General features: G+C 60.2%; 28 protein-coding genes. 15 read left to right on the top strand and 13 right to left on the bottom strand.

Going from position 1 to position 25,708, the window contains the following annotated elements; genetic code table 11:
• The first annotated feature begins 38 nt into the window (after positions 1 to 38).
• On the top strand, positions 39 to 356 hold the full coding sequence (locus B0E42_RS28030; RefSeq protein WP_003204826.1) for a helix-turn-helix transcriptional regulator: 318 nt from the start codon (positions 39 to 41) through the stop codon (positions 354 to 356).
• A gap of 17 nt (positions 357 to 373) precedes the next feature.
• Here B0E42_RS28030 and B0E42_RS28025 read toward each other — a convergent pair whose 3' ends face one another.
• Positions 374 to 1,432: an MBL fold metallo-hydrolase gene (locus B0E42_RS28025; RefSeq protein WP_053181214.1), complete on the bottom strand. Its 1,059-nt coding sequence runs from the start codon at positions 1,430 to 1,432 to the stop codon at positions 374 to 376.
• Positions 1,433 to 1,621: 189 nt separating this feature from the next.
• Between B0E42_RS28025 and B0E42_RS28020 the strand changes: the two genes are divergently transcribed.
• Positions 1,622 to 2,230: a TetR/AcrR family transcriptional regulator gene (locus B0E42_RS28020; protein ID WP_018612685.1), complete on the top strand. Its 609-nt coding sequence runs from the start codon at positions 1,622 to 1,624 to the stop codon at positions 2,228 to 2,230.
• A 23-nt stretch (positions 2,231 to 2,253) separates the two neighbouring features.
• Here B0E42_RS28020 and B0E42_RS28015 read toward each other — a convergent pair whose 3' ends face one another.
• Both B0E42_RS28015 and B0E42_RS28010 read right to left on the bottom strand, forming a co-directional pair.
• Positions 2,254 to 2,787: a DUF1003 domain-containing protein gene (locus tag B0E42_RS28015; RefSeq protein ID WP_033062884.1), complete on the bottom strand. Its 534-nt coding sequence runs from the start codon at positions 2,785 to 2,787 to the stop codon at positions 2,254 to 2,256.
• A gap of 93 nt (positions 2,788 to 2,880) precedes the next feature.
• A complete protein-coding gene (locus B0E42_RS28010; protein WP_053181217.1) occupies positions 2,881 to 3,828 on the bottom strand; it encodes a LysR family transcriptional regulator in 948 nt (315 codons plus the stop codon).
• Positions 3,829 to 3,842: 14 nt separating this feature from the next.
• Here B0E42_RS28010 and B0E42_RS28005 point away from each other — a divergent pair, with 14 nt between their 5' ends.
• From B0E42_RS28005 to B0E42_RS31310, 3 genes are all read left to right on the top strand, one after another.
• Positions 3,843 to 4,553 carry a CTP synthase gene (locus tag B0E42_RS28005; RefSeq protein ID WP_077508599.1) on the top strand — a complete coding sequence of 237 codons (711 nt, stop codon included), beginning with the start codon at positions 3,843 to 3,845 and terminating at the stop codon, positions 4,551 to 4,553.
• Positions 4,550 to 4,864: an antibiotic biosynthesis monooxygenase gene (locus B0E42_RS28000; RefSeq protein WP_077508597.1), complete on the top strand. Its 315-nt coding sequence runs from the start codon at positions 4,550 to 4,552 to the stop codon at positions 4,862 to 4,864. The genes B0E42_RS28005 and B0E42_RS28000 overlap by 4 nt, the downstream gene beginning before the upstream one ends.
• 168 nt (positions 4,865 to 5,032) lie before the next feature.
• Complete coding sequence (locus B0E42_RS31310) at positions 5,033 to 5,443, top strand: hypothetical protein (RefSeq protein ID WP_177345118.1); 411 nt, start codon at positions 5,033 to 5,035, stop codon at positions 5,441 to 5,443.
• Positions 5,444 to 6,383: 940 nt separating this feature from the next.
• On the opposite strand, the gene B0E42_RS27990 is transcribed toward B0E42_RS31310, so the two are convergent.
• Both B0E42_RS27990 and B0E42_RS27985 read right to left on the bottom strand, forming a co-directional pair.
• Complete coding sequence (locus tag B0E42_RS27990) at positions 6,384 to 6,710, bottom strand: DUF2025 family protein (RefSeq protein ID WP_018604557.1); 327 nt, start codon at positions 6,708 to 6,710, stop codon at positions 6,384 to 6,386.
• Between the two features lie 239 nt (positions 6,711 to 6,949).
• A complete protein-coding gene (locus B0E42_RS27985) occupies positions 6,950 to 8,518 on the bottom strand; it encodes an amidase family protein (RefSeq protein WP_256578364.1) in 1,569 nt (522 codons plus the stop codon).
• A gap of 414 nt (positions 8,519 to 8,932) precedes the next feature.
• Here B0E42_RS27985 and B0E42_RS27980 point away from each other — a divergent pair, with 414 nt between their 5' ends.
• Both B0E42_RS27980 and B0E42_RS27975 read left to right on the top strand, forming a co-directional pair.
• Positions 8,933 to 10,060, top strand: a complete 1,128-nt coding sequence (locus B0E42_RS27980; RefSeq protein WP_077508591.1) for a glycerophosphodiester phosphodiesterase — start codon at positions 8,933 to 8,935, stop codon at positions 10,058 to 10,060.
• Positions 10,061 to 10,182: 122 nt separating this feature from the next.
• Positions 10,183 to 10,488, top strand: coding sequence for a PepSY domain-containing protein (locus B0E42_RS27975; RefSeq protein ID WP_018604552.1), 306 nt, complete (start codon positions 10,183 to 10,185; stop codon positions 10,486 to 10,488).
• A gap of 80 nt (positions 10,489 to 10,568) precedes the next feature.
• Here the strand turns inward: B0E42_RS27975 and B0E42_RS27970 are convergent, their stop codons facing one another.
• Positions 10,569 to 12,194 (bottom strand): methyl-accepting chemotaxis protein, encoded by a 1,626-nt coding sequence (locus B0E42_RS27970; RefSeq protein ID WP_018604549.1) that lies wholly within the window; start codon positions 12,192 to 12,194, stop codon positions 10,569 to 10,571.
• 258 nt (positions 12,195 to 12,452) lie between these two features.
• Between B0E42_RS27970 and B0E42_RS27965 the strand changes: the two genes are divergently transcribed.
• From B0E42_RS27965 to B0E42_RS27955, 4 genes are all read left to right on the top strand, one after another.
• Positions 12,453 to 13,475 carry a transporter gene (locus B0E42_RS27965; RefSeq protein WP_018604547.1) on the top strand — a complete coding sequence of 341 codons (1,023 nt, stop codon included), beginning with the start codon at positions 12,453 to 12,455 and terminating at the stop codon, positions 13,473 to 13,475.
• A 142-nt stretch (positions 13,476 to 13,617) separates the two neighbouring features.
• Entirely contained in the window at positions 13,618 to 13,761 is a 144-nt protein-coding gene (locus tag B0E42_RS31245) for a hypothetical protein (protein WP_018604545.1), read from the top strand.
• Positions 13,762 to 13,798: 37 nt separating this feature from the next.
• On the top strand, positions 13,799 to 14,029 hold the full coding sequence (locus tag B0E42_RS27960) for a hypothetical protein (protein WP_003204855.1): 231 nt from the start codon (positions 13,799 to 13,801) through the stop codon (positions 14,027 to 14,029).
• Between the two features lie 102 nt (positions 14,030 to 14,131).
• The gene (locus tag B0E42_RS27955) at positions 14,132 to 15,331 is read left to right on the top strand and encodes an MFS transporter (protein ID WP_018604541.1); all 1,200 of its coding nucleotides are present in this window, start codon (positions 14,132 to 14,134) and stop codon (positions 15,329 to 15,331) included.
• Here the strand turns inward: B0E42_RS27955 and arfB are convergent.
• Together arfB and B0E42_RS27945 are read right to left on the bottom strand one after the other, a co-directional pair.
• A complete protein-coding gene (gene arfB / locus B0E42_RS27950; protein WP_053189733.1) occupies positions 15,328 to 15,741 on the bottom strand; it encodes an alternative ribosome rescue aminoacyl-tRNA hydrolase ArfB in 414 nt (137 codons plus the stop codon). The two genes, B0E42_RS27955 and arfB, sit on opposite strands and share 4 nt — an antisense overlap.
• A 361-nt stretch (positions 15,742 to 16,102) precedes the next feature.
• Positions 16,103 to 17,524 (bottom strand): amino acid permease, encoded by a 1,422-nt coding sequence (locus B0E42_RS27945; RefSeq protein WP_053189734.1) that lies wholly within the window; start codon positions 17,522 to 17,524, stop codon positions 16,103 to 16,105.
• Between the two features lie 658 nt (positions 17,525 to 18,182).
• Here B0E42_RS27945 and B0E42_RS31240 point away from each other — a divergent pair.
• Together B0E42_RS31240 and B0E42_RS27940 are read left to right on the top strand one after the other, a co-directional pair.
• The gene (locus B0E42_RS31240; RefSeq protein ID WP_003178782.1) at positions 18,183 to 18,320 is read left to right on the top strand and encodes a hypothetical protein; all 138 of its coding nucleotides are present in this window, start codon (positions 18,183 to 18,185) and stop codon (positions 18,318 to 18,320) included.
• 93 nt (positions 18,321 to 18,413) lie between these two features.
• Entirely contained in the window at positions 18,414 to 19,379 is a 966-nt protein-coding gene (locus B0E42_RS27940) for a leucyl aminopeptidase (RefSeq protein WP_077508589.1), read from the top strand.
• Between the two features lie 338 nt (positions 19,380 to 19,717).
• Here B0E42_RS27940 and rluB read toward each other — a convergent pair whose 3' ends face one another.
• From rluB to B0E42_RS27915, 5 genes are all read right to left on the bottom strand, one after another.
• On the bottom strand, positions 19,718 to 20,953 hold the full coding sequence (rluB, locus tag B0E42_RS27935; protein ID WP_053181236.1) for a 23S rRNA pseudouridine(2605) synthase RluB: 1,236 nt from the start codon (positions 20,951 to 20,953) through the stop codon (positions 19,718 to 19,720).
• A gap of 325 nt (positions 20,954 to 21,278) precedes the next feature.
• Positions 21,279 to 22,268: an SMC-Scp complex subunit ScpB gene (scpB, locus tag B0E42_RS27930; protein ID WP_077508587.1), complete on the bottom strand. Its 990-nt coding sequence runs from the start codon at positions 22,266 to 22,268 to the stop codon at positions 21,279 to 21,281.
• A gap of 11 nt (positions 22,269 to 22,279) precedes the next feature.
• Positions 22,280 to 22,978: a ScpA family protein gene (locus B0E42_RS27925; protein WP_162843740.1), complete on the bottom strand. Its 699-nt coding sequence runs from the start codon at positions 22,976 to 22,978 to the stop codon at positions 22,280 to 22,282.
• A 132-nt stretch (positions 22,979 to 23,110) separates the two neighbouring features.
• Positions 23,111 to 23,740, bottom strand: coding sequence for an L-threonylcarbamoyladenylate synthase (locus tag B0E42_RS27920; RefSeq protein WP_139353234.1), 630 nt, complete (start codon positions 23,738 to 23,740; stop codon positions 23,111 to 23,113).
• Between the two features lie 13 nt (positions 23,741 to 23,753).
• Entirely contained in the window at positions 23,754 to 24,617 is an 864-nt protein-coding gene (locus B0E42_RS27915) for a PHP domain-containing protein (protein ID WP_018605009.1), read from the bottom strand.
• 87 nt (positions 24,618 to 24,704) lie between these two features.
• On the opposite strand from B0E42_RS27915, the gene B0E42_RS27910 reads away from it, so the two are divergent.
• Complete coding sequence (locus B0E42_RS27910; RefSeq protein ID WP_003204874.1) at positions 24,705 to 25,301, top strand: septation protein A; 597 nt, start codon at positions 24,705 to 24,707, stop codon at positions 25,299 to 25,301.
• Position 25,302: 1 nt separating this feature from the next.
• Positions 25,303 to 25,602 (top strand): YciI family protein, encoded by a 300-nt coding sequence (locus B0E42_RS27905; RefSeq protein WP_018605011.1) that lies wholly within the window; start codon positions 25,303 to 25,305, stop codon positions 25,600 to 25,602.
• Positions 25,603 to 25,708: the final 106 nt, after the last annotated feature.

Genomic DNA, 25,708 nt, shown 5'->3' with positions numbered 1-25,708 from the left:
ACACAGTATTTTTTAATCCCACAGCTTTGGAGCCCCCCATGGCCTCTCTCGCAATCAAAACCACCCTGGAACGCATCGCTGTCTATCAATTCACCCCTGCTCACAGTGCACAGGCGCGAGCCATGCTGGGTTGGAGTGTCGAGGAGCTGTCCCGTCAATCCGGCGTCTCGGTCCAGGCCATCCGCCGTTTCGAGGCCGGCGGCGAGTTGCTCGATGTCACTCGCCTGGCCCTGGCGTTTCGCCTGGAGGCCGAGGGCCTGGTGTTCTTCCCCGGCTTCGCACCGGGGCGCGGCATGAACATCAAGGGCGCGACGCCGGACCCGATGGGGCGCTCCGATTACGCCATGATTGAATAACGCCAATCCTGTGAGTGCTAGGCGATACCGGCCTGGTCCTGGTACGCCGAGGGCTCCACGTCCAGCCACCAGGCGCGGCCACGTTGCGGCTGCGTCAGGGTGAATGCTTCGCCCATTTGCGGCGTGGCAATGTGAACATTGCGTTCCCAGGCCAGGGCCAGGATGCGATCGAAGGGTTCATACCAGGCATGCATCGCCAGGTCGAACGTACCGTTGTGGATCGGCAGCAGCCAACGGCCCTTGAGATCGATATGAGCCTGTAGGGTCTGCTCTGGCTGCATGTGGACGTGGGGCCAATCGACGTCATAGGCGCCGGTTTCCATCAGCGTCAGGTCAAAGGGGCCATATCGCTCGCCGATGCGTTTGAAACCCTCGAAGTAGCCAGTGTCGCCGCTGAAGAAAATTCGCGTAGCGCCATCGATCATCACCCACGAGGCCCACAAGGTGCTGTTGCTGTCGAACAGGCCGCGCCCGGAAAAGTGCTGGGAGGGCGTGGCAACGAACTCGATACCGTCCACCTCGGTACTTTGCCACCAATCCAGTTGACGCACCTTGTTGGCGTCAACGCCCCATTTGATCAGGGTGTCGCCCACGCCAAGGGGCGCCAGGAAGTGGCGGGTCTTGGCCGCCAGCTTGAGGATGGCCTGATGATCGAGGTGGTCGTAATGGTCATGGGACAGGATCACCGCTTCGATCGGCGGCAATTCTTCCAGGCTGATGGGCGGCTGATGAAAACGCTTCGGGCCGGCCCATTGCACGGGTGAGGCGCGCTCGGAGAACACCGGGTCTGTCAGCCAGAATTTATCCCGCAGCTTGAGCAATAGGGTGGAATGGCCGAGACGGAATACGCTGTTGTTCGGCGCCGCCAGCAGCGCGGCGCGCGTCAGCGCTTGAACCTCGATGGCGCCCGAAGGCCGAGTGGTGCGCGGCTTGTGGAAGATCATGTTCCAGATGATGCGCAGGGTAGTGCCAAAACCTTCCCTAGGGGTGAAGGCATGATTGCGATACTTGCCCTGTTCATGCCGGGATGCGTCATGGGCGGACGGATTGTCGGTCGAAAGAGAGGGAATGGTCATGGTGCGATAACTCCAAGGGCGTCGGCGCAATTGCGCTTCGCCGTTGTGGGACGCTGGATGGCCGTTGCATGCACGCTCAGCCGCTTGACTCAAAACTACACCACTCGGTGTAGTTTCTAGATTGCATGAATCCCGGGAGCAAGTAAACTGCCGAGTGTAAGTTCTCTCATCTCAACCGACGAATTGCCCATGACCGTACCGCAGCGCCTTACCGAGCGAAAACGCGAAGCCATTCTCCAGGCCGCGATTGCTGAATTCCGTAGCAGCGGTTTCGAGATCACCAGCATGGACAAGATCGCGGCGACTGCCGGCGTATCGAAGCGCACGGTGTATAACCATTTTCCGAGCAAGGAAGAATTGTTTGCCGAAATTCTGAATCGGTTATGGAACAGCATTACCGCAGAGCAGGACATGCCCTACAGCTCGCAAAAGCCGCTGCGGGAGCAACTGCAAACGTTGCTGCAAGCCAAACTGCACATGCTGGCGGACGAGAACTTCCTCGACCTGGCGCGCATCGCCATCGCCGCCACCATTCATTCCCCCGAGCGAGCCCAGGACATGGTGTCGCGCATGGGCCAGCGGGAAGAAGGCCTGACGACCTGGATTCGCCAAGCCCAGGCCGATGGCCGGTTGAAACCCGTGGAGCCGGCATTTGCCGCCCAGCAAATGCATGGGCTGCTCAAGACGTTCGCCTTCTGGCCGCAGGTTTCGATGGGGCAACCCAGCCTGACCCAGGATGAGCAGGCCCAGGTGATCGAATCGGCCCTCGACATGTTCCTGAGCCGTTACCAAACCTGATCAAGAAATCCCGGAATGAAGGGCTACTGCACCGACGGGTTATGCACGACCTTCTGGTGCATTTCAGTGGTCAAGTTGTCGATACGCTCGGTCAATGCCTTGGTCATTTCCGTCAGGCGGGTGTTCTGCTCCAACAATTCGAGCAACTGCGCCGTATTCTGCGCGGCCTGGGCCTGGCGCTCGCTGTTGGCGATGGCCAAGGCTTCACGATGCAGGGCATCGGCTTCCGCCTGGGCTTTGTCCCGAGCGGCCTGGCGGGTTTGCGCCAGCAAAATCAGCGGCGCGGCATAGGCCGACTGCAGGCTGAACGCCAGGTTCAGCAAAATGAACGGGTAGGCATCGAAATGAAAGACCCCCACCAGGTTCAGGCTGATCCATAGCAGCACGATCAAGGTTTGCGCGCCGAGGAACATCGGCGTCCCGAAAAAACGCGCGAACGCCTCCGCTCTCAGCGCAAAGCGGTCATTGCCAAAGGTCGGCGCCAGATGCGCGTGAGGGCGGTGAAAACGCAGGTGGTCAACGGGCGCGGAAGGTGTGGGTTGGGAAGACTTCGTCATCGTGATGTTCTCGGCCAAGGGCTGGTGCTCAAGGCACTATAACCGTTGGGGAAGCGCCATCCATTGAGCCATGTATGCCCTCGCCGTTAAAACTCAGCGCCCGCGCAGATTGCGCCCCAGCTCATCGAACAAGGTCACCACCGAGCGCAAGGCCCGGCAGTCGGGGCGGGTCAGGAGCCACAGGGCTGTGTCATACCCCTCCAGCGGTTCGCCAAGGGGCATCAGGCCCTGGTGTTCATCGATCAGAAAGTCCGGCAGCGCCGCCACACCCAAGCCGGCTCGCACCAGTTCGGTGACCGAGAGCATGCTGTTGCAGCGATAGGCGGGCACCACGCCGGGGAGATGCTGGCGGCGCCAGGCTACGGTGGGGTGATCCGGGAGGAAATCGTCCGGTGCGATCCAGGTCATGGACGCCAGGTCATTCGCATCCGCCGAGCGCAGATACGTGGCACTGACACATACCCGGTAAGCCACATTGCCCAGGTTTCGACCAACCAGGTGTTCCGGCGGCGTACGGGTCAGGCGTAACGCAATGTCGGCATCGCGGCGGCTCAGGTTGGCGAAGTCGTTCGAGGTGCTCAGCTCAAGGGTCAACGCCGGGTAAGCGGGCATGAAGCGCGCCAGCGCAGGCAGCAGCAACGCTTGCAGGACTGAGTCGCTGCATGTCAGGCGTACCGTCCCGCTGATGACCGCGCCGCCCTGCTCCACCCCCACCCGCGCCGCCTCCAAGGCCTGTTCGGCGCGCTCGGCTTGCTCGGCCAGTGCCTGGGCCAGGCTCGTGGGCAAGTACCCGGAACGGCTTTTTTCGAACAAGGGCTGGCCCAGGGCCGCCTCCAGCCGACGTACCGAACGAAACACCGTGGACACGTCCACCTGCAGCAATCGAGCGGCCCGGGCCAGTGAGCCGCCACGGACCAGTGCGAGGATCAGGGACAGGTCGGGATAGTCCAGACGATAGTGCGCTGCTGCATTGATCACTTGGATAAACGCCAATATTGATTGCGTGAACGCCAATCTATAGTGGCGACCAGGAATCAACAAGCGGCGAGTCTCTCATGGAAAAACAGCGTCCTTTACACATCGCCCTGGTCGGCGACCACGACCCACACATCACCGCTCACCGCGCGATCCCCATCGCACTTGAGCTGGCCGCTGGGCAAGCCGGCCATGACATTCGCGTCCAATGGCTGGCAACGCCGCTCATCGCCGACAACACAGTGCTGGAGGACTTCGACGGTATCTGGTGCGTACCGGGCAGCCCCTACCAAAACGAAGCCGGCGCCTTGCAAGCGATTCGTTTTGCCCGCGAACAGCGTCGCCCTTTCCTGGGCACCTGCGGTGGTTTTCAACATGCCGTGCTGGAATACGCCCGCAACGTGATGGGGTGGGCCGACGCCGCCCATGGCGAAACCGATCCAGAGGCTGAACGGGCACTGCTGACGCCGCTGAGCTGTGCCTTGGTCGAAACCATCGACAGCCTGCAGCTCGATGCGGGCTCGTTGATTGCCAAGGCCTATGGTCGCCAGAGGGTATTCGAGGGCTACCATTGCCGCTTCGGGGTCAACTCGGACTTTGAAGAGGACTTGCTCAATCAACGCCTGCACGCCGTGGCCCGGGACTCGGCCGGCGGCCTGCGAGCGGTGGAGCTGCAAGACCATCCGTTCTTTGTCGCCACGCTGTTTCAGCCCGAACGTGCCGCACTGGAAGGGCGCGTGCCGCCGCTGGTCAGTGCGTTTGTCGAAGCCTGCGCCAGGAAAGCGTCATGAGCGCCCACTACTACGCGGTGATATTCACCTCCCTGCGCACCGAGGGGGACCAAGGCTACGCCGAAGCCGCCGAACGCATGCTGGCCCTTGCCCGGGAGCAGCCCGGATTTTTAGGCGTCGAATCAGCCCGTGGCGACGATGGTTTGGGGATTACCGTGTCCTATTGGAGCGATGAAGCTGCAACCCTGGCCTGGAAGCAGCATCCTGAACACAGCGCGATCCGCGAGCGCGGCCGCTCCACCTGGTATACCCATTGCCATACGAGGGTGTGCAAGGTCGAACGGGACTACGCCTTCCAACGCCAAACCTGATGCCAGGATACAAAACCTGTGGGAGCGAGCTTGCTCGCGAAAGCGGTGGGTCAGCTTGCAGCTGATGTTGAATGTGCCGCCGCCATCGCGGGCAAGCCTTGCTCCCACACTGAATCTCGGAGTGTTCACAGATCCCGCCTTCACCAAAAATCCCCTGTGGGAGCGAGCTTGCTCGCGATAGCGGTGGGTCAGCTTGCAGCGATGTTGAATGTGCCGCCGCCATCGCGGGCAAGCCTTGCTCCCACACTGAATCTCGGAGTGTTCACAGATCCCGCCTTCACCAAAAATCCCCTGTGGGAGCTGAGCTTGCTCGCGATAGCGGTGGGTCAGCTTGCAGCGATGTTGAATGTGCCGCCGTCATCGCGGGCAAGCCTTGCTCCCACACTGAATCTCGGGGTGTTCACAGATCCCGCCTTCACCACAAATCCCCTGTGGGAGCTGAGCTTGCTCGCGATGGCGATGGGTCAGCTTGCAGCGATGTTGAATGTGCCGACCGCCATCGCGGGCAAGCCCGCTCCCACACTGAATCTCGGGTGTTCACAGATCCCGCCTTCACCACAAATCCCCTGTGGGAGCTGAGCTTGCTCGCGATAGCGGTGGGTCAGCTTGCAGCGATGTTGAATGTGCCGCCGCTATCGCGAGCAAGCCTTGCTCCCACACTGAATCTCGGGTGTTCACAGATCCCGCCTTCACCACAAATCCCCTGTGGGAGCCGAGCTTGCTCGCGATGGCGGTGGGTCAGCTTGCAGCGATGTTGAATGTGCCGCCGCTATCGCGAGCAAGCCTTGCTCCCACACTGAATCTCGGGTGTTCACAGATCCCGCCTTCACCAAAAATCCCCTGTGGGAGCTGAGCTTGCTCGCGATAGCGGTGGGTCAGCTTGCAGCGATGTTGAATGTGCCGCCGCTATCGCGAGCAAGCCCGCTCCCACACTGAATCTCGGGTATTCACAGATCCTGCCTTCACCAAAAATCCCCTGTGGGAGCCGAGCTTGCTCGCGATGGCGGTGGGTCAGCTTGCAGCGATGTTGAATGTGCCGCCGCTATCGCGAGCAAGCTCGCTCCCACACTGAATCTCGGGGTGTTCACAGATCCCGCCTTCACCACAAATCCCCTGTGGGAGCTGAGCTTGCTCGCGATGGCGATGGCGATGGCGATGGGTCAGCTTGCAGCGATGTTGAATGTGCCGCCGCTATCGCGAGCAAGCCTTGCTCCCACACTGAATCTCGGGTGTTCACAGATCCTGCCTTCACCACAAATCCCCTGTGGGAGCCGAGCTTGCTCGCGATAGCGCTGGGTCAGCTTGCAGCGATGTTGAATGTGCCGCCGCTATCGCGAGCAAGCCTTGCTCCCACACTGAATCTCGGGTGTTCACAGATCCCGCCTTCACCACAAATCCCCTGTGGGAGCCGAGCTTGCTCGCGATGGCGGTGGGTCAGCTTGCAGCGATGTTGAATGTGCCGCCGCTATCGCGAGCAAGCCCGCTCCCACAGGGTTTCTGTTCAGTTCAAGATTGAGGCTCAGCCTGTCACCAACTGCCGCACCGCGACGATTTCCGGCAGGTCGCTGCGGGCCATGTACACCCGCAAAGGTTCGCAAAGATTGATCCGCTCGTCGATGTTCTGGTCCAGCAGCAACTGGATGCGCTCGCGACTCAAGGCCATGGTGCCGTCTGCCACAGGGGCCCAGACAAATTCGCAGGTGGGGATAATGCCGTCGTCGGCCACGTCCATGCCGAAAGCGTCTTCGCTGAACCGCACGATGTATTGGCCGGTCTTGCGGTTCAGGCCAACAAAACCCTTGAGCTGGTCGGCGGCCTGGCAGATGAATGTCGAAGTGGTGCGCATGGTAAACCTCATGGATACGTCCCTCGGGACGTCTGATCGATGGTTTACACGCAGGACAAGCGAACACAGAATTTAAGGTCTCCCTCTGCCGGGGAAACTGGTGCGACCGAGATTACCGTAGACCTGCTTGAAAAGCATCACAACAGAGGTATCCGTCGCAGTTTCGATTAATCGAGCTTGATGAACCGGGCAGAGTCGAAAGGAGCTCGACCGGCCCGGACCATCAGGTTGATACCTCGTTATGGCCTGAAGATTGGATGGACCAGTTCTAATGAGGCTTGCTCATAGGCATAGGCAAACCCCAACAACCCGGCGTCTCCCCACATGGAACCGATAAACAATATAGAAGTTGGCTCACCGCTCTGCTCCACACCGGTCGGTACGGTGATAATAGGATAGCCAGCAATTGCCGTACTCGGCTGGGCTATACCGTCAAGGTCAGCCACCATGGCATCCAGCGTGTGATCGCGGAATTGTGTGTCAATCATATTTTTAAAACTGACTTGTATCAGCTGCCATAGAGCATTGATTTCCTCTTCATTCAACGTTTGCGCATTGATTTGCTCAAGCATCCGCTGGCCATAGTTCTCTTGCACCGGATTTCGCTCGTTGAAATCAATCAAATGGTCAATAGTCGCAATTGGCAAACCGCTACGCGTATTCAAGTAAGCCTGCAATTCGAGCTTCATCCCCGCCATCATCACCTGAAAATAATTACTAATATCCGGCAAACTTAAAGTCACCGGGACCAGAGTAGCTCCATTACCCTGAACGGTTTTCAGTGCTGCGCAAAATTGAGGGCTGAGGTCGTGCACCATCCCGTTACCTAAATCACATTGCGAACGATCCAGGGTCCTTATAACGGGGGGTAACAATGGAAAAGTACCACTGAATCTTTGTCCCTCATCCAAAACCACGCCAATCCGTTTCCCTTGCAACGCCTCGGTCGTTAAAGCGCTGGTGTAATCGGTGCCTTGCGGAGCATCCACGGTAGGTGGGTCGGTGGGGTCGGTGCCTGCCAACTGGTTCAATAGCAAAGCGACATCGTAAACCGTGCGGGCCATCGGCCCCGGGGTATCCTGCCGCCGGGTAATTGGAATGACACCCGAGCGACTCACTAACCCAAGACTGGGTTTGAAACCAACGACCCCATTGGCGGCGGATGGGCAGATGATCGAGCCATTGGTCTCGGTGCCCACCGAAATCGGCGCAAAACCTGCAGCCAGGCCGGCAGCCGAGCCGGAGCTGGAGCCACAGGTACCTGCGCTTAACACGTGGGGGTTGAGTCCTTGTCCACCTCGGCCGCTCCAACCCCGCGGCGCTCCCGAGTCCCTCATGCCAGCCCATTCGCTCATGTTCGCTTTGCCCAGGATAATGGCGCCGGCGTCGCGTAGCTGCTCGATGACGAACGCATCTTGCGCGGCCGGCACCCCTACCATCGCCAGTGAGCCGGCGGAAGTCTGCATCTGGTCCGCCGTGTTGATATTGTCTTTGATTAATATAGGTATACCGTGCAATGGACTTCGAACGTTACCGCTCGCACGTTCACCGTCGCGTAACGCGGCATCTGCCAAGGCTTGGGGATTCAGTTCAAGGACAGCCTTGAGATGGGGGCCTTCTTTATCCAGCGCCTGGATCCGGTTGTTCAGATAATTCACCAGTTCCACTGAAGTAAGCTGATTGTCAGTCAATCGTTGATTGAGTTCCGTGACGCTCAAGTACTCATACGCCTGCCCGGCATCTTCCGTTGTTTTCGCCTGGGCGTGGACAGCGCACGCGATCAACGATAAAAATCCGAGCTTAGCCATCCACAATGTGCATCGTATAGTCATGTTAGTCCTTGATATGGAGAATACGAGCGAGCCGTTTCGCTCTGCTGCTCATGGTAAGAGCCGAAAACAACAGAGACACCGTTAGAACTGTTAAGGCGTATTGCTTGTTTTTAGCCACGTCAGACAAACCGGGAAACTACAGCTATTCACGGCAGTTTCTGCGAGCTAATCGCTGCGGACCAGGAAGTGTCTTGTAAATATTTAGAAAGTCGCCGCAGGCGCTCGCCCCTTTCGATGCCAGAAAAAATCCGCTGAGACAAACGGTCTGCATAGCAGCCAAAGGCGAGGAAAAAATCTGCTTCGAGAAAGATTATGTCGGTCTAGCGATAGCGCCGAATGCGTTCAATTGTTAAAAGAGAGGTCTTTGCAAATCACGAAAGGATTTCGAGTATGCCTGTCACCTTCACCCGCACCGCCTTGATGCTGAGCCTGTTGCTCGGCTTCGGCCAGGCCCAAGCGTCCGAGGCCCCGAACCCCAAGGCCTTGGCAGCCCTCCAGGGCATTCCGCACCCCGCTGTGATCGCCCACCGCGGCGCCTCGTTCGACGCGCCGGAATCCACCGCTGCCGCCTACAAGCTGGCCCGCGACCTGGGCGCCGACTACCTGGAACTGGACCTGCAACGCAGCAAGGACGGCGTGTTGTTCGTCCTGCATGACGACAGCCTGCTGCGCACCACGGATGTCGCGGTCAAATTCCCCGAGCGCAAGGGCAGCACCGCCAACGAATTCACCATGGCAGAGCTCAAAACCCTCGATGCCGGCAGTTGGTTCAACACCGCTTACCCGGACCGCGCGCGCCCTTCGTTCGCCGGCCTGAAAATCCTGACCCTCGATGAAGTGATCAATATCGCCGAGGGCAACCCGCAGCAAAAACCCGGGCTGTACATCGAAACCAAGGCGCCGAAGCTGTTCCCCGGCATCGAGCGCGACCTGAAGGACAAACTGCAGGACCGCGGCTGGCTGAGCCCGGCCGGGTCGAAACTGGCCAAGCGGGCCACGGGGGTCGGCCAGGGCAAAGGCAAAGTGGTCTTGCAGACCTTTGAAAAGAGCAGCCTCGAACTGCTGCACAAAGAGATGCCGAAGGTGCCGAAGATCCTGCTGTTGTGGGTGGGCGAAGGCAACATCGAGCCCCAGTCCAAGGTGCCTTTTGCCGAGTCCGGCGAAACGGACAAGGCCGCCTATTACGCCAAGCAGGAACCCAAGGACAATGCTGAATTCGAAAAATGGATTCAGTACGCCAAGGCCCAGGGCGCCATAGGTACCGGGCCATCCGCGGCGTTGACCCATGGCGGCAGCCAGAGTTACGCGGACCTGGTGCAGCCGTGGATGAACCAGTACACCCATGACCAGGGTCTGCTGGTGCATGTCTACACTGTTGATGAGCCGGTGGACTTCAAGAAAGTGATGGATGCCGGCGTGGATGGCATTTTCACCAATCGGGCCAGTGAGTTGCTCAAGTACTTCAAGCGTCCCGAAACAGGCGGTGTGGCGCAACTATTGGAGAAGAACGGTTACTGAAAGATCAGGACCGGGTCGGTGCAGTCGCTGCAAGTTTTCCGAATTAAGGGTGAATTAAGTTGCCACAGATAATCTGAGCCCACTTAAACGAATCACCCTTTAACGACACCAAGGAAAGACCTATGAAAACGTTGACTGCCCTGTTTACCGCTGCCGCCCTGACCCTCACCGCTGGCCTGGCCCAGGCGGATGTTCGCGTCGATCAGATTCCTCAACTGGTCAAGGAAGGCAAGATCAAGTCCCTTGAATCGATGAACGAAGAAGCCCTGAAGTTGCACCCGGGCGCGACCATCACCGACACCGACCTGGATAACCACTTCAACGGTTATGAATATGAAGTCGAATTGAAAACCGCCGATGGCAAAGAGTTTGATGTTGATTTCGATGCCACCACCGGCAAAGTCTTGAGCAACAAGCAAGACACTTGATCCATCAGCAAAAAAAGAGCCGCGCAACCTTAGGGTTGCGCGGCTCTTTTGCGTTTATCAATACCTGTCGCGAACGACCGTCAGGCACTCAACCGCGCCGTCACTTCATTCAACTGTCCTGACAAACCGTGCAAATCCCGACTGGCCGCTTCGGTGCGCTGCACATTGTCCTGGTTAGTGCTGGCAATGCAGGTGATTTCAGTCAGGTTGCGGGAAATGTCTTCGGCCACGGAAGTCTGCTCTTCGGCTGCAGTGGCGATCTGGCGATTCATGTCGCGAATCGCTTCGACAGCCTGGGTGATGCGTTCGAGCATCACACCGGCCTGGGTCACTTGCTCCACACTTTCTTCACTGCGCGACTGCCCGCTCTCAATGGCATGGGCCGCGTCCACCGCACCCGTTTGTACAGTCTGGATAATCTGGTTGATCTCGATGATCGACGAGGCCGTGCGCTGGGCCAGGCTGCGTACCTCATCGGCGACTACCGCGAAACCGCGCCCCGCCTCCCCCGCCCGCGCGGCCTCAATGGCAGCATTGAGGGCCAGCAGGTTGGTCTGTTCGGCGATCCCGCGGATCACCTCCAACACCTTGCCGATGCGCCCGCTGTCGGTTTCCAACTGACGGATGACCGTGGCTGTGTTGGCGATCTCGCCGCGCATCCGGGTGATGGTGTGGATGGTCCCCTGCATGACCTTCCCGCCCTGTTGCGCCGATTGATCGGCGTCATCGGCCGCCTGCGCCGCGTCGGCGGCATGACGGGCCACTTCCTGGGCCGTGGCGGACATTTCGTTCATCGCCGTCGCCACCTGATCGGTGCGTTCGAATTGCTCGCTGGTGCCCTGGCTCATCAGGCTGGCGATGGAGTTGAGTTCACCGCTGGCACTGTCCAGTTCCGTGGCACTGCGTTGCAGGCGGGTAAAGGTTTCGGCAAGGAAATCACGCAACGTGTTGGCCGCTACCGCCAGATTGCCCAGCTCGTCCTGACGGTTGCTCGTCACACGCTCGGCGAAACGCCCCTGACTGAGTCGGGTCACGTAGTCGATCAGGTTACGGATCGGCTGAACCAGGTTGCGATTGACCAGCCACAGACTGAACAACCCGATCAGCACGCCCGACACCAGCATGATCACGGTGCCCAGCATAATCGTGCGATCGGCACCGGCACTGATCAGCGTCGATTGCTCGGTGCCCAGCTTGCGCAGCTCCACCACCAGCGCGCTCATTTGCTCACTGGCCGCACGGTCCACGCCCTTGACCGCCGCATCACCCGCCGCCGCATCGCCACCGGAGGCGACAAATGCATCACGGCCCTTTTGGTAAGCGACGCCCAACTGACGATGTTCATCGCGCAGGGTCTCGATACGCGTCTTGATCGGCGCCGGCACGCCTTCACGCCCGCTCAACTCACCAAGGAGGCCTTGGACATCACGCTGACGCTCCTCGAACTGCTTCCAGTATTTATCCAGGTCCGCCGGCTGCTTGCCGCGCAGCAGGACGTTTTTCCATTCCTGCACCTGCACCTTGAACTGCAGGTTGGCCTCGTCAATCAACTGCGAGGCACGCAACGGCCCATCGATCAGGTTGCGATAGTTCTGGACACCATTGGAAAGGAAATGAAAGGACGCCAGGGCGATCAGCAATATCGCCAGCAGGCTGCCGCTCAACAGGGCGAGAATCTGAGCTCGAAGGGATTTTTGTAGAATCATGGGGAGCAATCTCTAAGCAAGGAGAACAGGAACGACGTCCCGACCTCCATGTCCGCAACACACCGCGTTGCAACCCGAATACGGGGGGATATGCACATACCATCGGCCTGCGCGGGGCATTCTTGAACCTTGGCGACGGCCGGTAGCGCCAGCTTGGCGGCGCGAATGGAACTGTCACAAAACCATCAAGAAAGCTTGCGAAGATGGCGGCCAAGTGAACCTGTAGCCGCCACAGGCACTTCCCGCCAGCGAGACTTCATGAACCACAGCATCGATCAAAGCCACCGTGATCCGGACCTGTTCGGCCTGCTTTACGGGTTCCGTTTCCGCCCCGGCGAACGCGGGCAGGAGATCGATTCGGCCCAGGCCTTACGGAGCCTGCAACACCCGCAAGACTCGGATGAGTTCCTCTGGCTGCACTTGAACCTGGCCCACGCTGCGTGCGAGCGCTGGATGAAAGGTCACCTGGCCCTGCCCCAGGAGTTTTTCGAAGCCTTGCACGAAGGCTCGCGCTCGACCCGCATCGAGCATGTCGACTCGGCGTTGCTGGCCGTGGTGAACGATGTCGTGTTCAACCTCAGCAACATGGTGTCCTCGGATGTCTCCACATTGTGGGTTTGCGTGCACAGTCGATTGATCGTCAGCGCGCGGCTGCAACCCCTGCACTCGGTCGACAAGCTGCGCTCGTCGGTGAAGGCCGGCGAGTGCTTTCGCTCGCCAGTGGAATTACTCGTGCACTTGCTGCGCGACCAGGGCGAAGTGCTGACCCAGATCGTGCGCAAGACCAGCCTGAGCGTCGATCAGGTCGAAGATCAGTTGCTGTCCTCGCGCCTGTCCACCAACCGCGCCGAGCTGGGCAGCAACCGCCGGGTGCTGGTGCGCTTGCAGCGCTTGCTGGCCTTGGAGCCGGGTTCATTGCTACGTCTGCTCAACCGCCCGCCGCAATGGTTGCAGAAAGAAGACGTCAAGGAGCTGCGCAAATCCACCGAGGAGTTCGCCCTGATCATCAACGATCTCACCGCGTTGAGCGAACGGATCAAGCTGCTCCAGGAAGAAATCGCCGCCAACCTCAACGAACAAAGCAACCGCACCCTGTTCACCCTGACGGTGGTCACGGTATTGGCGTTGCCCATCAACATCATTGCCGGTTTCTTTGGCATGAACGTCGGTGGCGTGCCGCTTGCCGGCGATCCCGAAGGCTTCTGGATCCTGGTGGCGCTGGTGGCAACCTTCACGCTAATTGCCGGCCGCTGGGCATTTCGCAAGCGACGTGACTATTGAACATGACGTGTCTAGACAATCCCTTTTGTCGGCCCAACGGGATTTAAAAGTCTTTTTGTCATTTCTCCTGCTGTATCCTGCCCAGGCTTTGTAAAAGCGCGGATCTACCAGATCTATCCACAGACTTTGCGAGGAGCGCGATATGCACGAGATCCCTAATCTCCCCTTCCCAAGCCTGCACGACACTGAGCAGACGACCACGCTACGAGCCGCAGGGCAACCAGACGCCCAGCAACCCGAGCCCAAAGAAGCCACTGAACGCCGCCAGGCCGACAGCGAAGACTGATTGACCCGCACCACCAGACCGTGTGGAAAGCGCTAAAATGCGCTTTCCACACTGCCTGAATCCCGAGCCCTCCATGACCGATGACACCCCTCCCTTCAGCGAAGCCCAGGCCAGCGTGCTGATCGGCACTGCCGAAAAAATGGTCGAGATCTGGACCCGCCTTCCTGCCGAGAAACAAGCGGCCCTGCTGGCGCGCTTTGGCAGCGAAGAAAACGCCATCGCCGCACTGGTGACCACACGCCTGGTCAGCGGTGAGAACGGCAGCTGAACCACCGTTGGGCAAATAGTTTTACTTTTCCCCGCCCTGACCCCACGGTCACCGTTACCATAAGCAGCCTATCTATCCTGCTGCTCCGTGGACCTTTACCCCATGTCAGATTCCCAGCGCCCCCTGGCGGTCACGCTGCAAGTCGTTTCCATCGTCCTGTTCACCTTCATCGGCTATCTGAATATCGGCATTCCCCTGGCCGTGCTGCCCGGGTTCGTCCACGGCGAACTGGGCTTCGGCGCGGTGATCGCCGGGTTGGTGATCAGCGTGCAATACCTGGCCACCCTGCTCAGTCGTCCTTACGCCGGGCGAATCATCGATAACCTGGGGAGCAAGCGCGCGGTGATGTTCGGCCTCGCCGGCTGCGGGCTGAGCGGTGTGTTCATGCTGGTGTCTGCCTGGACGTCCCACCTGCCCACGTTCAGTCTGATCAGCCTGCTGATCGGTCGCCTGGTGCTCGGCAGCGCGGAAAGCCTGGTCGGTTCGGGTTCGATTGGCTGGGGCATCGGCCGAGTCGGCGCGGCGAATACCGCCAAAGTGATTTCCTGGAACGGTATCGCCAGTTACGGCGCGCTGGCGATCGGCGCACCGCTGGGGGTGTGGCTGGTCAATGCGCTGGGGCTGTGGAGCATGGGCGTGAGCATTATCTTGCTCGGTTTGCTGGGGTTGGCATTGGCCTGGCGCAAAACCGCCGCGCCCATCGTCACTGGCGAACGCCTGCCGTTCATGCACGTACTGGGACGTGTGCTGCCACACGGCTGCGGCCTGGCCCTGGGTTCCATCGGGTTTGGCACCATCGCGACCTTCATCACCCTGTACTACGCCACCCAGCACTGGGACAACGCCGTGCTGTGCCTGAGCCTGTTCGGCGCCAGCTTCATCGGCGCGCGCCTGCTGTTCGGCAACCTGATCAACCGTCTGGGCGGCTTTCGCGTGGCGATTGCCTGCCTGTCGGTGGAAACCCTGGGCCTGTTGCTGTTGTGGCTCGCACCGGATGCCCACTGGGCCCTGGCGGGCGCGGCGTTGAGCGGCTTCGGCTTTTCCCTGGTGTTTCCGGCGCTGGGCGTGGAAGCGGTCAACCTGGTGCCGGCCTCCAGCCGCGGGGCGGCGGTGGGCGCTTATTCACTGTTCATTGATTTGTCGCTGGGAATCACCGGACCGCTGGCCGGTGCGATTGCCGCCGGCTTCGGCTTTGCCTCGATCTTTCTGTTCGCCGCACTCGCGGCCCTGGGCGGGTTGGCATTGAGCGTCTACCTGTACCGACAGGCGCCGAGGCATCGCCAGGAACGGGAGAAAAGCTAGAAGTCCACCTTGCCGCGCCCGGCCTTGATCGAGCCGCGCTTGGTCTTGGATTCCAGGCGACGCTTTTTCGAACCCAGGGTCGGTTTGGTCGGACGGCGCTTCTTTTCGACCTTGGTGGCGCTGAGGATCAGTTCGCTCAGGCGCTCCAGGGCATCGGCCCGGTTCTGTTCCTGCGTGCGGTATTGCTGGGCCTTGATGATCAATACACCGTCGCTGGTAATGCGACTGTCGCGCAGCGCCAGCAGCCGCTCCTTGTAGAACTCGGGCAGCGACGAGGCCGGAATGTCGAAGCGCAAGTGCACGGCGCTGGAGACCTTGTTGACGTTCTGCCCCCCTGCCCCCTGGGCGCGGATGGCCGTCAGCTCGATCTCGGCGTCCGGGATGTGCACGGTGTTGGAAATGACCAGCATGGAAAGTGTCCGGTATCAGGACCCACAGGATACCCGAAACAGCTGGAATGAAGATTGCGAGAGCCTGACCTGTGGAACTGGTCTGTGGAACTGATCTGTGGAATTGGTCTGTGGAATTGGTCTGTGGAATTGGTCTGTGGAATTGGTCTGTGGAATTGGTCTGTGGGAGCAAGGCTTGCCCGCGATGCAGTCACCTCGGTGCAGCTGATGGACCGAGGCGATGCCATCGCGGGCAAGCCTTGCTCCCACAGACCTTGTTCCCAGAGTTCTTGCTTCCAGAGTTCTTGCTTCCACAGGATTTGTGTCTTGCCTGAAACGACAAACCCGGCACTTGGCCGGGTTTGTTGTATTTCAGGCTCGCTTACTTGGCAGCAGCCGCCACCGCCAGTTCATGCCGGGCACTGCGCTTGTTCTTGATCACGTAGCACACCCACATGAACACCACCCACACCGGAATCGCATAGACCGATACCTGGATGCCCGGGATCAACAACATCACGCCCAGGATGAACACTACGAACGCCAGGCAGAGGTAGTTGCCGTACGGGTACCACAGCGCCTTGAACAGCGGCGTCTGGTGGGTCTGGTTCATGTGCTGGCGGAACTTGAAGTGCGAGTAGCTGATCATTGCCCAGTTGATCACCAGGGTCGCGACCACCAGCGACATCAGCAACTCCAGCGCATGTTGCGGGATCAGGTAATTCAACAGCACCGCCACCAGCGTGACCGCCGCCGAGGCGAGGATCGAACGCACCGGCACGCCGCGCTTGTCGATCTTGGACAAGGCCTTGGGTGCATCGCCCTGCTCGGCCATGCCCAGCAACATGCGGCTGTTGCAATAGGTGCCGCTGTTGTACACCGACAGCGCGGCGGTCAGCACGACGAAGTTGAGGATATGCGCCGCGGTGTTGCTACCCAGCATCGAGAACACCTGCACGAACGGGCTGCCGCTGTAGGCGTCGCCGGAAGCGTTGAGTGTGGTCAGCAGGCTGTCCCAAGGGGTCAGGGACAACAGCACCACGAGCGCACCGATGTAGAAAATCAGAATCCGGTAGATCACCTGGTTGATGGCCTTGGGAATCACGGTTTTCGGTTTGTCGGCCTCGGCGGCGGTGAAACCGAGCATTTCCAGGCCACCGAAGGAGAACATGATGATCGCCATGGCCATCACCAGCCCGCTGACGCCGTTGGGGAAAAACCCACCGTGGGACCACAGGTTGGTCACCGACGCTTGCGGCCCGCCGTCGCCACTGACCAGCAAATAGCTGCCCAGGGCAATCATGCCGACAATCGCCACGACCTTGATGATCGCGAACCAGAACTCGGCCTCGCCAAAGACTTTGACGTTGGCCAGGTTGATGACGTTGATCAGGATGAAAAACGCCGCCGCGGACACCCAGGTCGGAATGTCCGGGGCCCAGTAATGGATGTACTTGCCGACTGCAGTCAGTTCGGACATGCCCACCAGGATGTAGAGAATCCAGCAGTTCCAACCCGACAGGAACCCGGCGAAACCGCCCCAGTACTTATGGGCAAAGTGGCTGAAGGAACCGGCCACCGGCTCTTCGACGATCATTTCGCCCAACTGGCGCATGATCATGAAGGCGATGAAGCCGCAGATGGCGTAGCCCAGGATCATCGACGGGCCGGCTGATTTCAGCACCCCCGCCGAGCCGAGGAACAGGCCGGTACCGATCGCGCCACCGAGGGCGATCAGTTGAATGTGGCGATTTTTCAGGCCGCGCTTCAGCTCGCCCGAATGGGTATTTTCTACAGCGGTCATGCGTCACCTATTTGTTTTTATCTGTGACGAAATCGAACCCGACACGTTTGTGGCGTGGCGGAGTGAACAAGGCGGATAACCTTGAAAATGCGTGGGTACGCGAAGGGTCACAGTAAAACGCCGCGCATTGTACACTGCGGCCCTCCTGCTGCCAGACACCACCGGATCAGCGTCTCCCCCTGCACTTCAGGTATGGCCCGCATCTGACCCTTCCCGTTGGCCTGAAACAAGCGCTGCGAAGTATCAAAAAACGCGTCAAACCGGGGCCCTCGGCAGCTTTTTCTTACAGCCACCCGAAACGCCGACAGCGGCCCGTTCACAAGGCAAAAATCGTCAGTATTCCTTTACGGTGCGTAACGCAAACTTTCCAAAGAGGAAATTTCCGTAGGCTGACTGCAAATTGACGGTAGGTAGCTACCTATTTAAAAAAACACCCAGGCGGCTGTTTTTGAATGAGTAATGTCGTCGCTAAAAATGGAACAAAAAGTTCATACGAAAAAATAAAAATTATTTTTTTGCAATCCAAAAAGCCCTCGACTAGGTTTTCACCGACTTGCCAAGGCATCGTGCCGACAAGTTCTGCGGTGCCGTTGCCGGCCTGTTTCCATTCGCCGAATCGAGCCGCAAATTTCCGTAAAAGTCATCTAGGAGATTCACTATGCAAGCACTGGACAAAGACTTGGAAACCGAACTGCAACTGGACGAATGGTTTGAAGCCCCAACCCATGAAGCCGCCGTTGAAATGATGCAGGCCGACGCCGTCGTTCCGTTCGGCACGGCGATGTGGCCTCTGTAGGCACCGCCCGGCGGAGGCGATCCGGCCGGTCGACTCCGCCACTAGTTGCCGGCTGTCAGGGACGTTAAATGAACTTGTCAGGGAAGAAAAAGCATGGACACACAACGAGCCATCTCACATTTCCTTTACTACCTCGAACACCATCCCGCCCTGGTCGGCATCCAGCCCGCCAAGGTGTTGCTCGGCCATACCGCTGACTACGAAGCGCTGACCGGCGCCATTGCCGAGCAGGCGGGCAGCGGCTCGCCCTTCCGGTTCAGCGCCATGCGCCTGGACCTTGAACCCACGGAGCGCCAGTCCAAGGCCATAGCCGACAGCGATCTGTATATTTTCTTCTACGACTCTTCCACCTTGCCCAACCCTCGCCCCGACGGCCCGGACTTTGTCCGCGCGCTGCAAGGCGTGATGGCCGACAACTGGAAGAAATCACTGCTGTTCAAGGACTACGGCGACTACTTCTACGACACCTTCAGCGTGATTCCCCAGCGTATCGCCGGGCTCAACAGTCACCTGATCCGGCGCATGTCCCAGGCGACGACCTTGAGTTTCCAGGATGACCACGGTTCGTATTTCGACACTGCCCTGGGCGGCGTGAAAAAATGGACCGACATCAACGGCCTCGGCAACTACGACCTGGCCCCCGGCGAAATCGCCACCCACAGCGACACCATCAATGGCCGAGTGAATTTCGTCGGCACCTTCCTGAGCACCATCCCGTTCGCGCGTAAATACGGCGTGCTGCAATCGCCGCTGGAGCTGTGGATCGAAGACTCCACCATCCAGAAAATCGCCACCGACGTACCGGGCCTGGAGCACGACTTCAACAAATACCTGGACGCCAACCCGTCCAACCGCCGCATCGAGGAACTGGGGATTGGCACCAACGAAGGGGTCAAGAGCCTGTACGCCCGCAATGCCGGTTTCGAAGAACGGCATTGCGGCCTGCACCTGGGGCTCGGCGGCGGGGCCAAGGGCAGCCATCACCTGGATCTGATTTTCGAGAAGGGGATGTTGGCGCTGGATAATGAGCCGATGTTTGATGGGCGGTTTGTGCTTTAGAGGTGGCTGCGAGGCTACTGGCCTCTTCGCGAGCAGGCTCGCTCCCACAGTTGATTTTTAGTGAATGGGAGATCTGTGGTCGGCACCGTTCCATTGTGGGAGCGAGCTTGCTCGCGATAGCGGTCTGCTTGAAAAGGTGATGTTGACTGGACCGCCGCCATCGCGAGCGAGCTCGCTCCCACAGAAAATCTGAGCCAGGCGCCGAATCTGTGAACCTCCCCATTCAACTGTGGGAGCGAGCCTGCTCGCGATGGCGGACTCACCGGCACCACATCACTAAAGCCAGGCAAAAAAAAGCCAACTCGAAAGTTGGCTTTTTTTTCATGGACGCTCGCCGATCACTCCGGCTTACGACGCCCAAACCCCGGACGCTGTCCCGAACCTGCCGGTGCACCACGGCGTTTACCCGATGGCGCATCGCGGTCGGCCAGGATGATACCCGGGCGTTTTTTCGGCGCTGGCTTGGCCGGGCGCTTGGTGTCGACCGGGCGATCGGCGACTGGCGTACCGCGACCAGCCGGGGCACCGCGACCTTCGCCGCGCTCAGTGCGACCATTGGCCGGACGCGGCGTGCGTGGACCCCGCTCGCCGTCCTGACGGGGTGCAGGCTTGCGGGCCGGGCGTTCGCCTTCGATCTGCGGCTCGCGCGAAGGACGCGGGCCAGTCGGCGCACCTTCAGCAGCCGGACGCAGCGTACGCACGCGCTCGGTCTTGCCCATCGGGCGCGAGGATTTACGCTGCATCCGCTCCAGCTTGTCCTTGCTCTTGGCGGTCATCTGCGGCATTGCCACCGGCTTGAGGCCCACTTCGGCCGCCAGGATGTCGACTTCGTACTGGCTCATTTCACGCCAGCGGCCCATCGGCAGGTCGGAGTTGAGGAACACCGGGCCGAAACGCACGCGCTTCAGGCGGCTGACCACCAGCCCCTGGGATTCCCACAAACGCCGCACTTCACGGTTACGGCCTTCCATCACCACGCAGTGGTACCAGTGGTTGAAACCTTCGCCGCCAGGCGCCTGCTTGATGTCGGTGAAACGCGCCGGGCCGTCTTCCAGCACAACGCCGGCCTTGAGACGCTCGATCATCTCGTCGTCAACTTCGCCACGCACACGCACGGCGTATTCGCGGTCCATCTCGTAGGACGGGTGCATCAAGCGGTTGGCCAGTTCACCGTCGGTGGTGAACATCAGCAAACCGGTGGTGTTGATGTCCAGGCGACCGATGTTGATCCAGCGGCCTTCTTTGGGACGCGGCATCTTGTCGAACACCGTCGGACGGCCTTCCGGGTCGTCACGGGTGCAGATCTCGCCGTCGGGTTTGTTGTACATGATCACGCGGCGCACCGTTTCGGCGGCCTCTTCGCGCTTGATCACCTTGCCATCGATGGTGATGGCGTCGTGCATGTCGACACGCAGGCCCAAGGTGGCATCTTTGCCGTTGACCTTGATCCGGCCCTGGGTGATCCAGGCTTCCACGTCACGGCGCGAACCGACGCCGATACGGGCGAGGACTTTTTGCAGCTTCTCGCCTGCGGGGCCGATTTCCTGGCTGTCGTTCTGGTCTAGGTCTTTCATTCTGGGCACCTCCCGGTGTGGTCGGGTCAGGCTTGGCCTGACGCTTTGAAAACGGGTCTTCGACGAAGGGATCGCCAAAGGGTCGCGAATCATACGCCTGTTAAGGCGATTGCGCATCAGAGACTAGCTGATCGACGAACGCCCGGCGCTTTTTCCGCCGACCGGTGGCTCCCGACTTAATGAAGGCCCCCTGTGGGAGCCGAGCTTGCTCGCGATGGCGGTGGGTCAGCCTGCATTGATACTGAATGTTCCTCCGTCATCGCGAGCAAGCTCGGCTCCCACAGGGGACGGCGGTGGATCAGCCAGTGTTTGCAAACCAGTTGAATCAATCGTCGAACTGGCGCCGTTCGTTTTCGATCGCTTCGGCCAGGGCGCGGGCTTCGGCTTCTTCGTCACTCAGTTCGGGTTCCGGCGGTTGGAGGGCGGCGACGGCGGCCAGCAGTTTTTCCCGGGCTTCGGCAACACCGAGGATGTCTTCTTCCGGCTCGGGCTCGGGCTCGGGCTCGGGCTCAGGCTCAGGCTCTGGCTCTGGCTCTGGCTCAGGTTCCGACTCGCTGTCAGGCTCCGGCAACTCATCCGACTCCCCCTCAGGCCCCGGCCCCTCACGCAGCAGGTCATCGAAATCGGTCTTCAAGCCCTCCTCCATGGTGTCCAGCTCCAGCAACAACGAGTGGAAACTGGTCTCTTCCTTCGGTTCCTCAGGCTCGGCACTGGCATCGGCCAATTCCTGCAGACCCTGGGGCACCGGGGCGTCGTCGAACTCCAGCATCGGTTCGGGTTCCAGCTCCCGCAGTTCGGCCAGCGGCGGCAGGTCATCCAGGTTCTTCAGGTTGAAGTGATCGAGAAAGGCCTTGGTGGTGGCGAACATCGCCGGTTTGCCCGGCACATCGCGATAGCCGACGACGCGGATCCACTCGCGCTCCAACAGCGTCTTGACGATATGGCTGTTGACCGCCACGCCGCGCACATCTTCGATCTCGCCGCGGGTGATCGGTTGGCGATAGGCAATCAATGCCATGGTTTCGAGCATGGCGCGGGAGTAGCGCTGCGGCCGCTCCTCCCACAGGCGCCCGACCCATGGCGCAAACTTCTCACGGATCTGCAGGCGATAACCGGACGCCACTTCCTTGAGTTCGAAGGCCCGCCCCTCGCAGGACTTGCCCAACAGCGTCAGGGCTTTCTTGAATACGGCCGGCTCAGGCCGCTCGCCTTCTTCGAAAAGTTCGAACAAGCGCTCCATTGATTGCGGCTTTCCCGAGGCCAACAGGAAAGCTTCAAGCAAGGGGGCCAGCTCGCGGGGTTCAGTCAGATTCATTGATTTGCTCGTTATTCGGCTCGTGCCCGCACGTGGATCGCTGCGAACGGCTCATTCTGCACCAGCTCGACCAAGGATTCCTTGACCAATTCCAGGACCGCCATAAACGTCACCACCACCCCTAAGCGTCCTTCCTCGGCGGTGAACAGCTCGACGAACGGCACGAAACCGCCGCCCTTGAGCCGCTCCAGCACATCGCTCATGCGCTCGCGGGTGGACAACGCTTCGCGGCTAACCTGGTGACTTTCAAACATATCGCCCCGGCGCAGGACCTCGGCCATGGACATCAGCAACTCTTCCAGGCTCACATCCGGCAGCAACTTGCGCGCCCGTGCCTCGGGGGCATCGAGCTTGGGCACCACCACGTCGCGCCCGACCCGGTTCAAACCATCGAGGCCTTCGGCTGCGGCCTTGAAGCGTTCGTACTCCTGCAAGCGTCGGATCAGCTCGGCCCGCGGATCGTCTTCTTCCTGTTCGACCTCCGCCGAGCGCGGCAGCAACATCCGCGATTTGATCTCGGCGAGCATGGCCGCCATCACCAGGTACTCGGCCGCCAGTTCCAGGCGCACCGACTGCATCAACTCGACGTAGCCCATGTACTGGCGGGTGATTTCCGCCACGGGGATGTCGAGGATGTTGATGTTCTGTTTGCGGATCAGGTACAGCAGCAGGTCAAGCGGACCCTCGAAGGCTTCGAGAAACACTTCCAGCGCATCGGGCGGAATGTACAGGTCCAGGGGCATTTCCATGACCGCCTGGCCATAGACCATGGCGAACGGCAACTCCTGCTGTGCGCCGGCCTGGCTGTCTGCACTGTCCACGGCGGTTTCCACGGCGGACATTCAGGCCTCGACCATGAACGGCGTCGGATCGCCACAACCGACGCGCACCACCTGGGGCTCGCCATCGGCCAGATTGATCACCGTAGACGCCGACATGCCGCCGAAACCGCCGTCGATGATCAGGTCCACCTGATGCTCGAGGATCTGGCGCATTTCATAGGGATCGGTCAGCGGATCGGTCTCGCCGGGCATGATCAGCGTCACGCTCATCAGCGGCTCACCCAGTTCCGCCAGCAGCGCCAGGGCAATGGGATGGCTCGGCACCCGCAGGCCGATGGTGCGTTTTTTCGGGTGCAGCAACAGCCGCGGGACTTCCCGCGTGGCATTGAGAATGAAGGTGTACGGCCCCGGTGAATGCGCCTTGAGCAGGCGGAAGGTGCCGGTGTCGATCTTGGCGAACAGGCCCAACTGCGACAGGTCGCTGCAGATGAGCGCGAAGTTGTGCTTGTCGTCCAGTTGACGCAGGCGTCTGACACGCTCCACGGCATTCTTGTCGCCGATCTGGCAACCGATGGCGTAGGACGAGTCGGTGGGATAGACCACCACGCCACCGCCACGAATGATCTCCACGGCCTGTTTGATCAGGCGCGCTTGCGGGTTTTCCGGATGAATCTGGAAAAATTGACTCACGTGTTCTACCTGTTCAGACGGCGGCGGTAACGGGATCATGTTTGAATCTACACCAGAGTGGTGGCAGATCTTCCGGCAACGGGCGGTATTCGCCGATCTCGGACCAGCCCCCAGGGCCATGGAAATCACTGCCGGCGGTGACCAGCAGGCCGAACTCACGGGCCAGGATCGCCAGGCTGCCAACCTGCTCGGCAGGCTGATGGCCGTTGACCACCTCAATGGCATGGCCCCCCGCTTGAATATAGTCGGCGACCAGACGGCGGCGCTTGCTGCGAGTGAAGTCATAGTGCCATGGATGTGCCAGGCTGACCCAGGCGCCAGCAGCCCGCAGGGTGCCGACGGTTTCTTCCAGCGTTGGCCAGTGCTGCTTGACGTCCCCCAGCTTGCCGGCCCCCAGCCATTTGCGGAACGCTTCGGCGCGGTCCTTGACGAACCCTTCGCGCACCATCCAGTCGGCAAAGTGTGGCCGAGCCGGTGCGTTGCCACTGTCGCCCAGTGCCTGCTGGATCTGCCGCGCGCCGTCCAGCGCACCGGGCATGCCCTTGAGGGCCAGCTTGCGGCTGATCTCTTCGGAACGCAGCCAGCGCCCGTCGCGCAGTTGTGCAATGGCCTGGACCAACGCCGGCGCATTCACATCAAAGCCGTAGCCCAGCACATGGATGGTCGCCCCGCCCCAGGTACAGGACAGCTCGACCCCATTGACCAGCTGCATGCCCAGCGCCGTGGCGGCACTGCGGGCCTCGTCGAGGCCTTCGAGGGTGTCGTGATCGGTCAGGGCCAGGACTCGCACGCCGTGCTCGAACGCCCGCGCCACCAGAACCGCAGGCGCCAGGGCGCCATCGGAGGCCGTGCTATGGCAGTGCAAATCAACATTCACGAGAGTTTGTTACCTCAAATCAGCTGGCCCTATCGCGGCCAAGGATGTTTGTTATTATGCCGCCACATCCTGCTTCTGGCTGCCACTGTGAAACAATTCATCGACTTCATCCCGCTCCTGCTGTTTTTCATCGTCTACAAACTTGATCCCCGGGCCGTCGACTTCGCCGGTCATTCCTTGACTGTAGGCGGTATTTACAGCGCCACGGCAGTGCTGATCATCAGCTCCCTGGTGGTCTACGGCGCACTGTTCGTGTCCCAGCGCAAGCTGGAGAAGAGCCAGTGGCTGACCCTGATCGCCTGCCTCGTGTTCGGCAGCCTGACCCTGGCCTTCCACAGCGAAACCTTCCTCAAATGGAAGGCCCCGGTGGTCAACTGGCTGTTCGCCCTCGCTTTCATCGGCAGCCACTTCATCGGTGACCGCCTGCTGATCAAGCGCATCATGGGCCATGCCATCAACCTGCCGGAACTGATCTGGACCCGGTTGAACATCGCCTGGATCGCGTTTTTCCTGTTCTGCGGCGCCGCCAACCTGTTCGTTGCGTTCACGTTCCAGGAGTACTGGGTCGACTTCAAGGTCTTCGGTAGCCTGGGCATGACGCTGTTGTTCCTGATTGGCCAGGGTATCTACCTGTCCCGTCATCTGCATGATGCCGACCCCACCACGCCAAAAACCGAGGACTGACATGCTCTACGCAATCATTGCTACCGACGTCGCCAACTCCCTGGAAAAACGCCAGGCCGCTCGTCCCGCGCACCTGGAGCGCCTGCAAAAACTCCAGGACGAAGGCCGCGTAGTGCTGGCCGGCCCGCATCCGGCGGTGGACAGCAATGACCCGGGCGCCGCGGGTTTCAGTGGCAGCCTGATGGTGGTCGAGTTCGACTCCCTGGCCGCTGCGCAGCAGTGGGCCGAGGCCGACCCGTTCGTTGTGGCCGGCGTCTATGCCAATGTCGTGGTCAAGCCATTCAAGCAAGTCATGCCGTAAATCCCCCTGGCGCGATGAGCCTTCAGGGCTCATTGCCCCCAGTTGCTCATCTTTCTCATTTGCCTGCCGACAACCTGTCTAATCTCGATTGGAATTCAGGAGTTGC

The organism is Pseudomonas sp. A25(2017), from assembly GCF_002001065.1.
GTDB classification, from domain to species: Bacteria; Pseudomonadota; Gammaproteobacteria; order Pseudomonadales; family Pseudomonadaceae; genus Aquipseudomonas; species Aquipseudomonas kilonensis.
The sequence above is the reverse complement of the archived record's forward strand: the minus strand, read 5'-3'. Positions and strand labels throughout refer to the sequence as shown.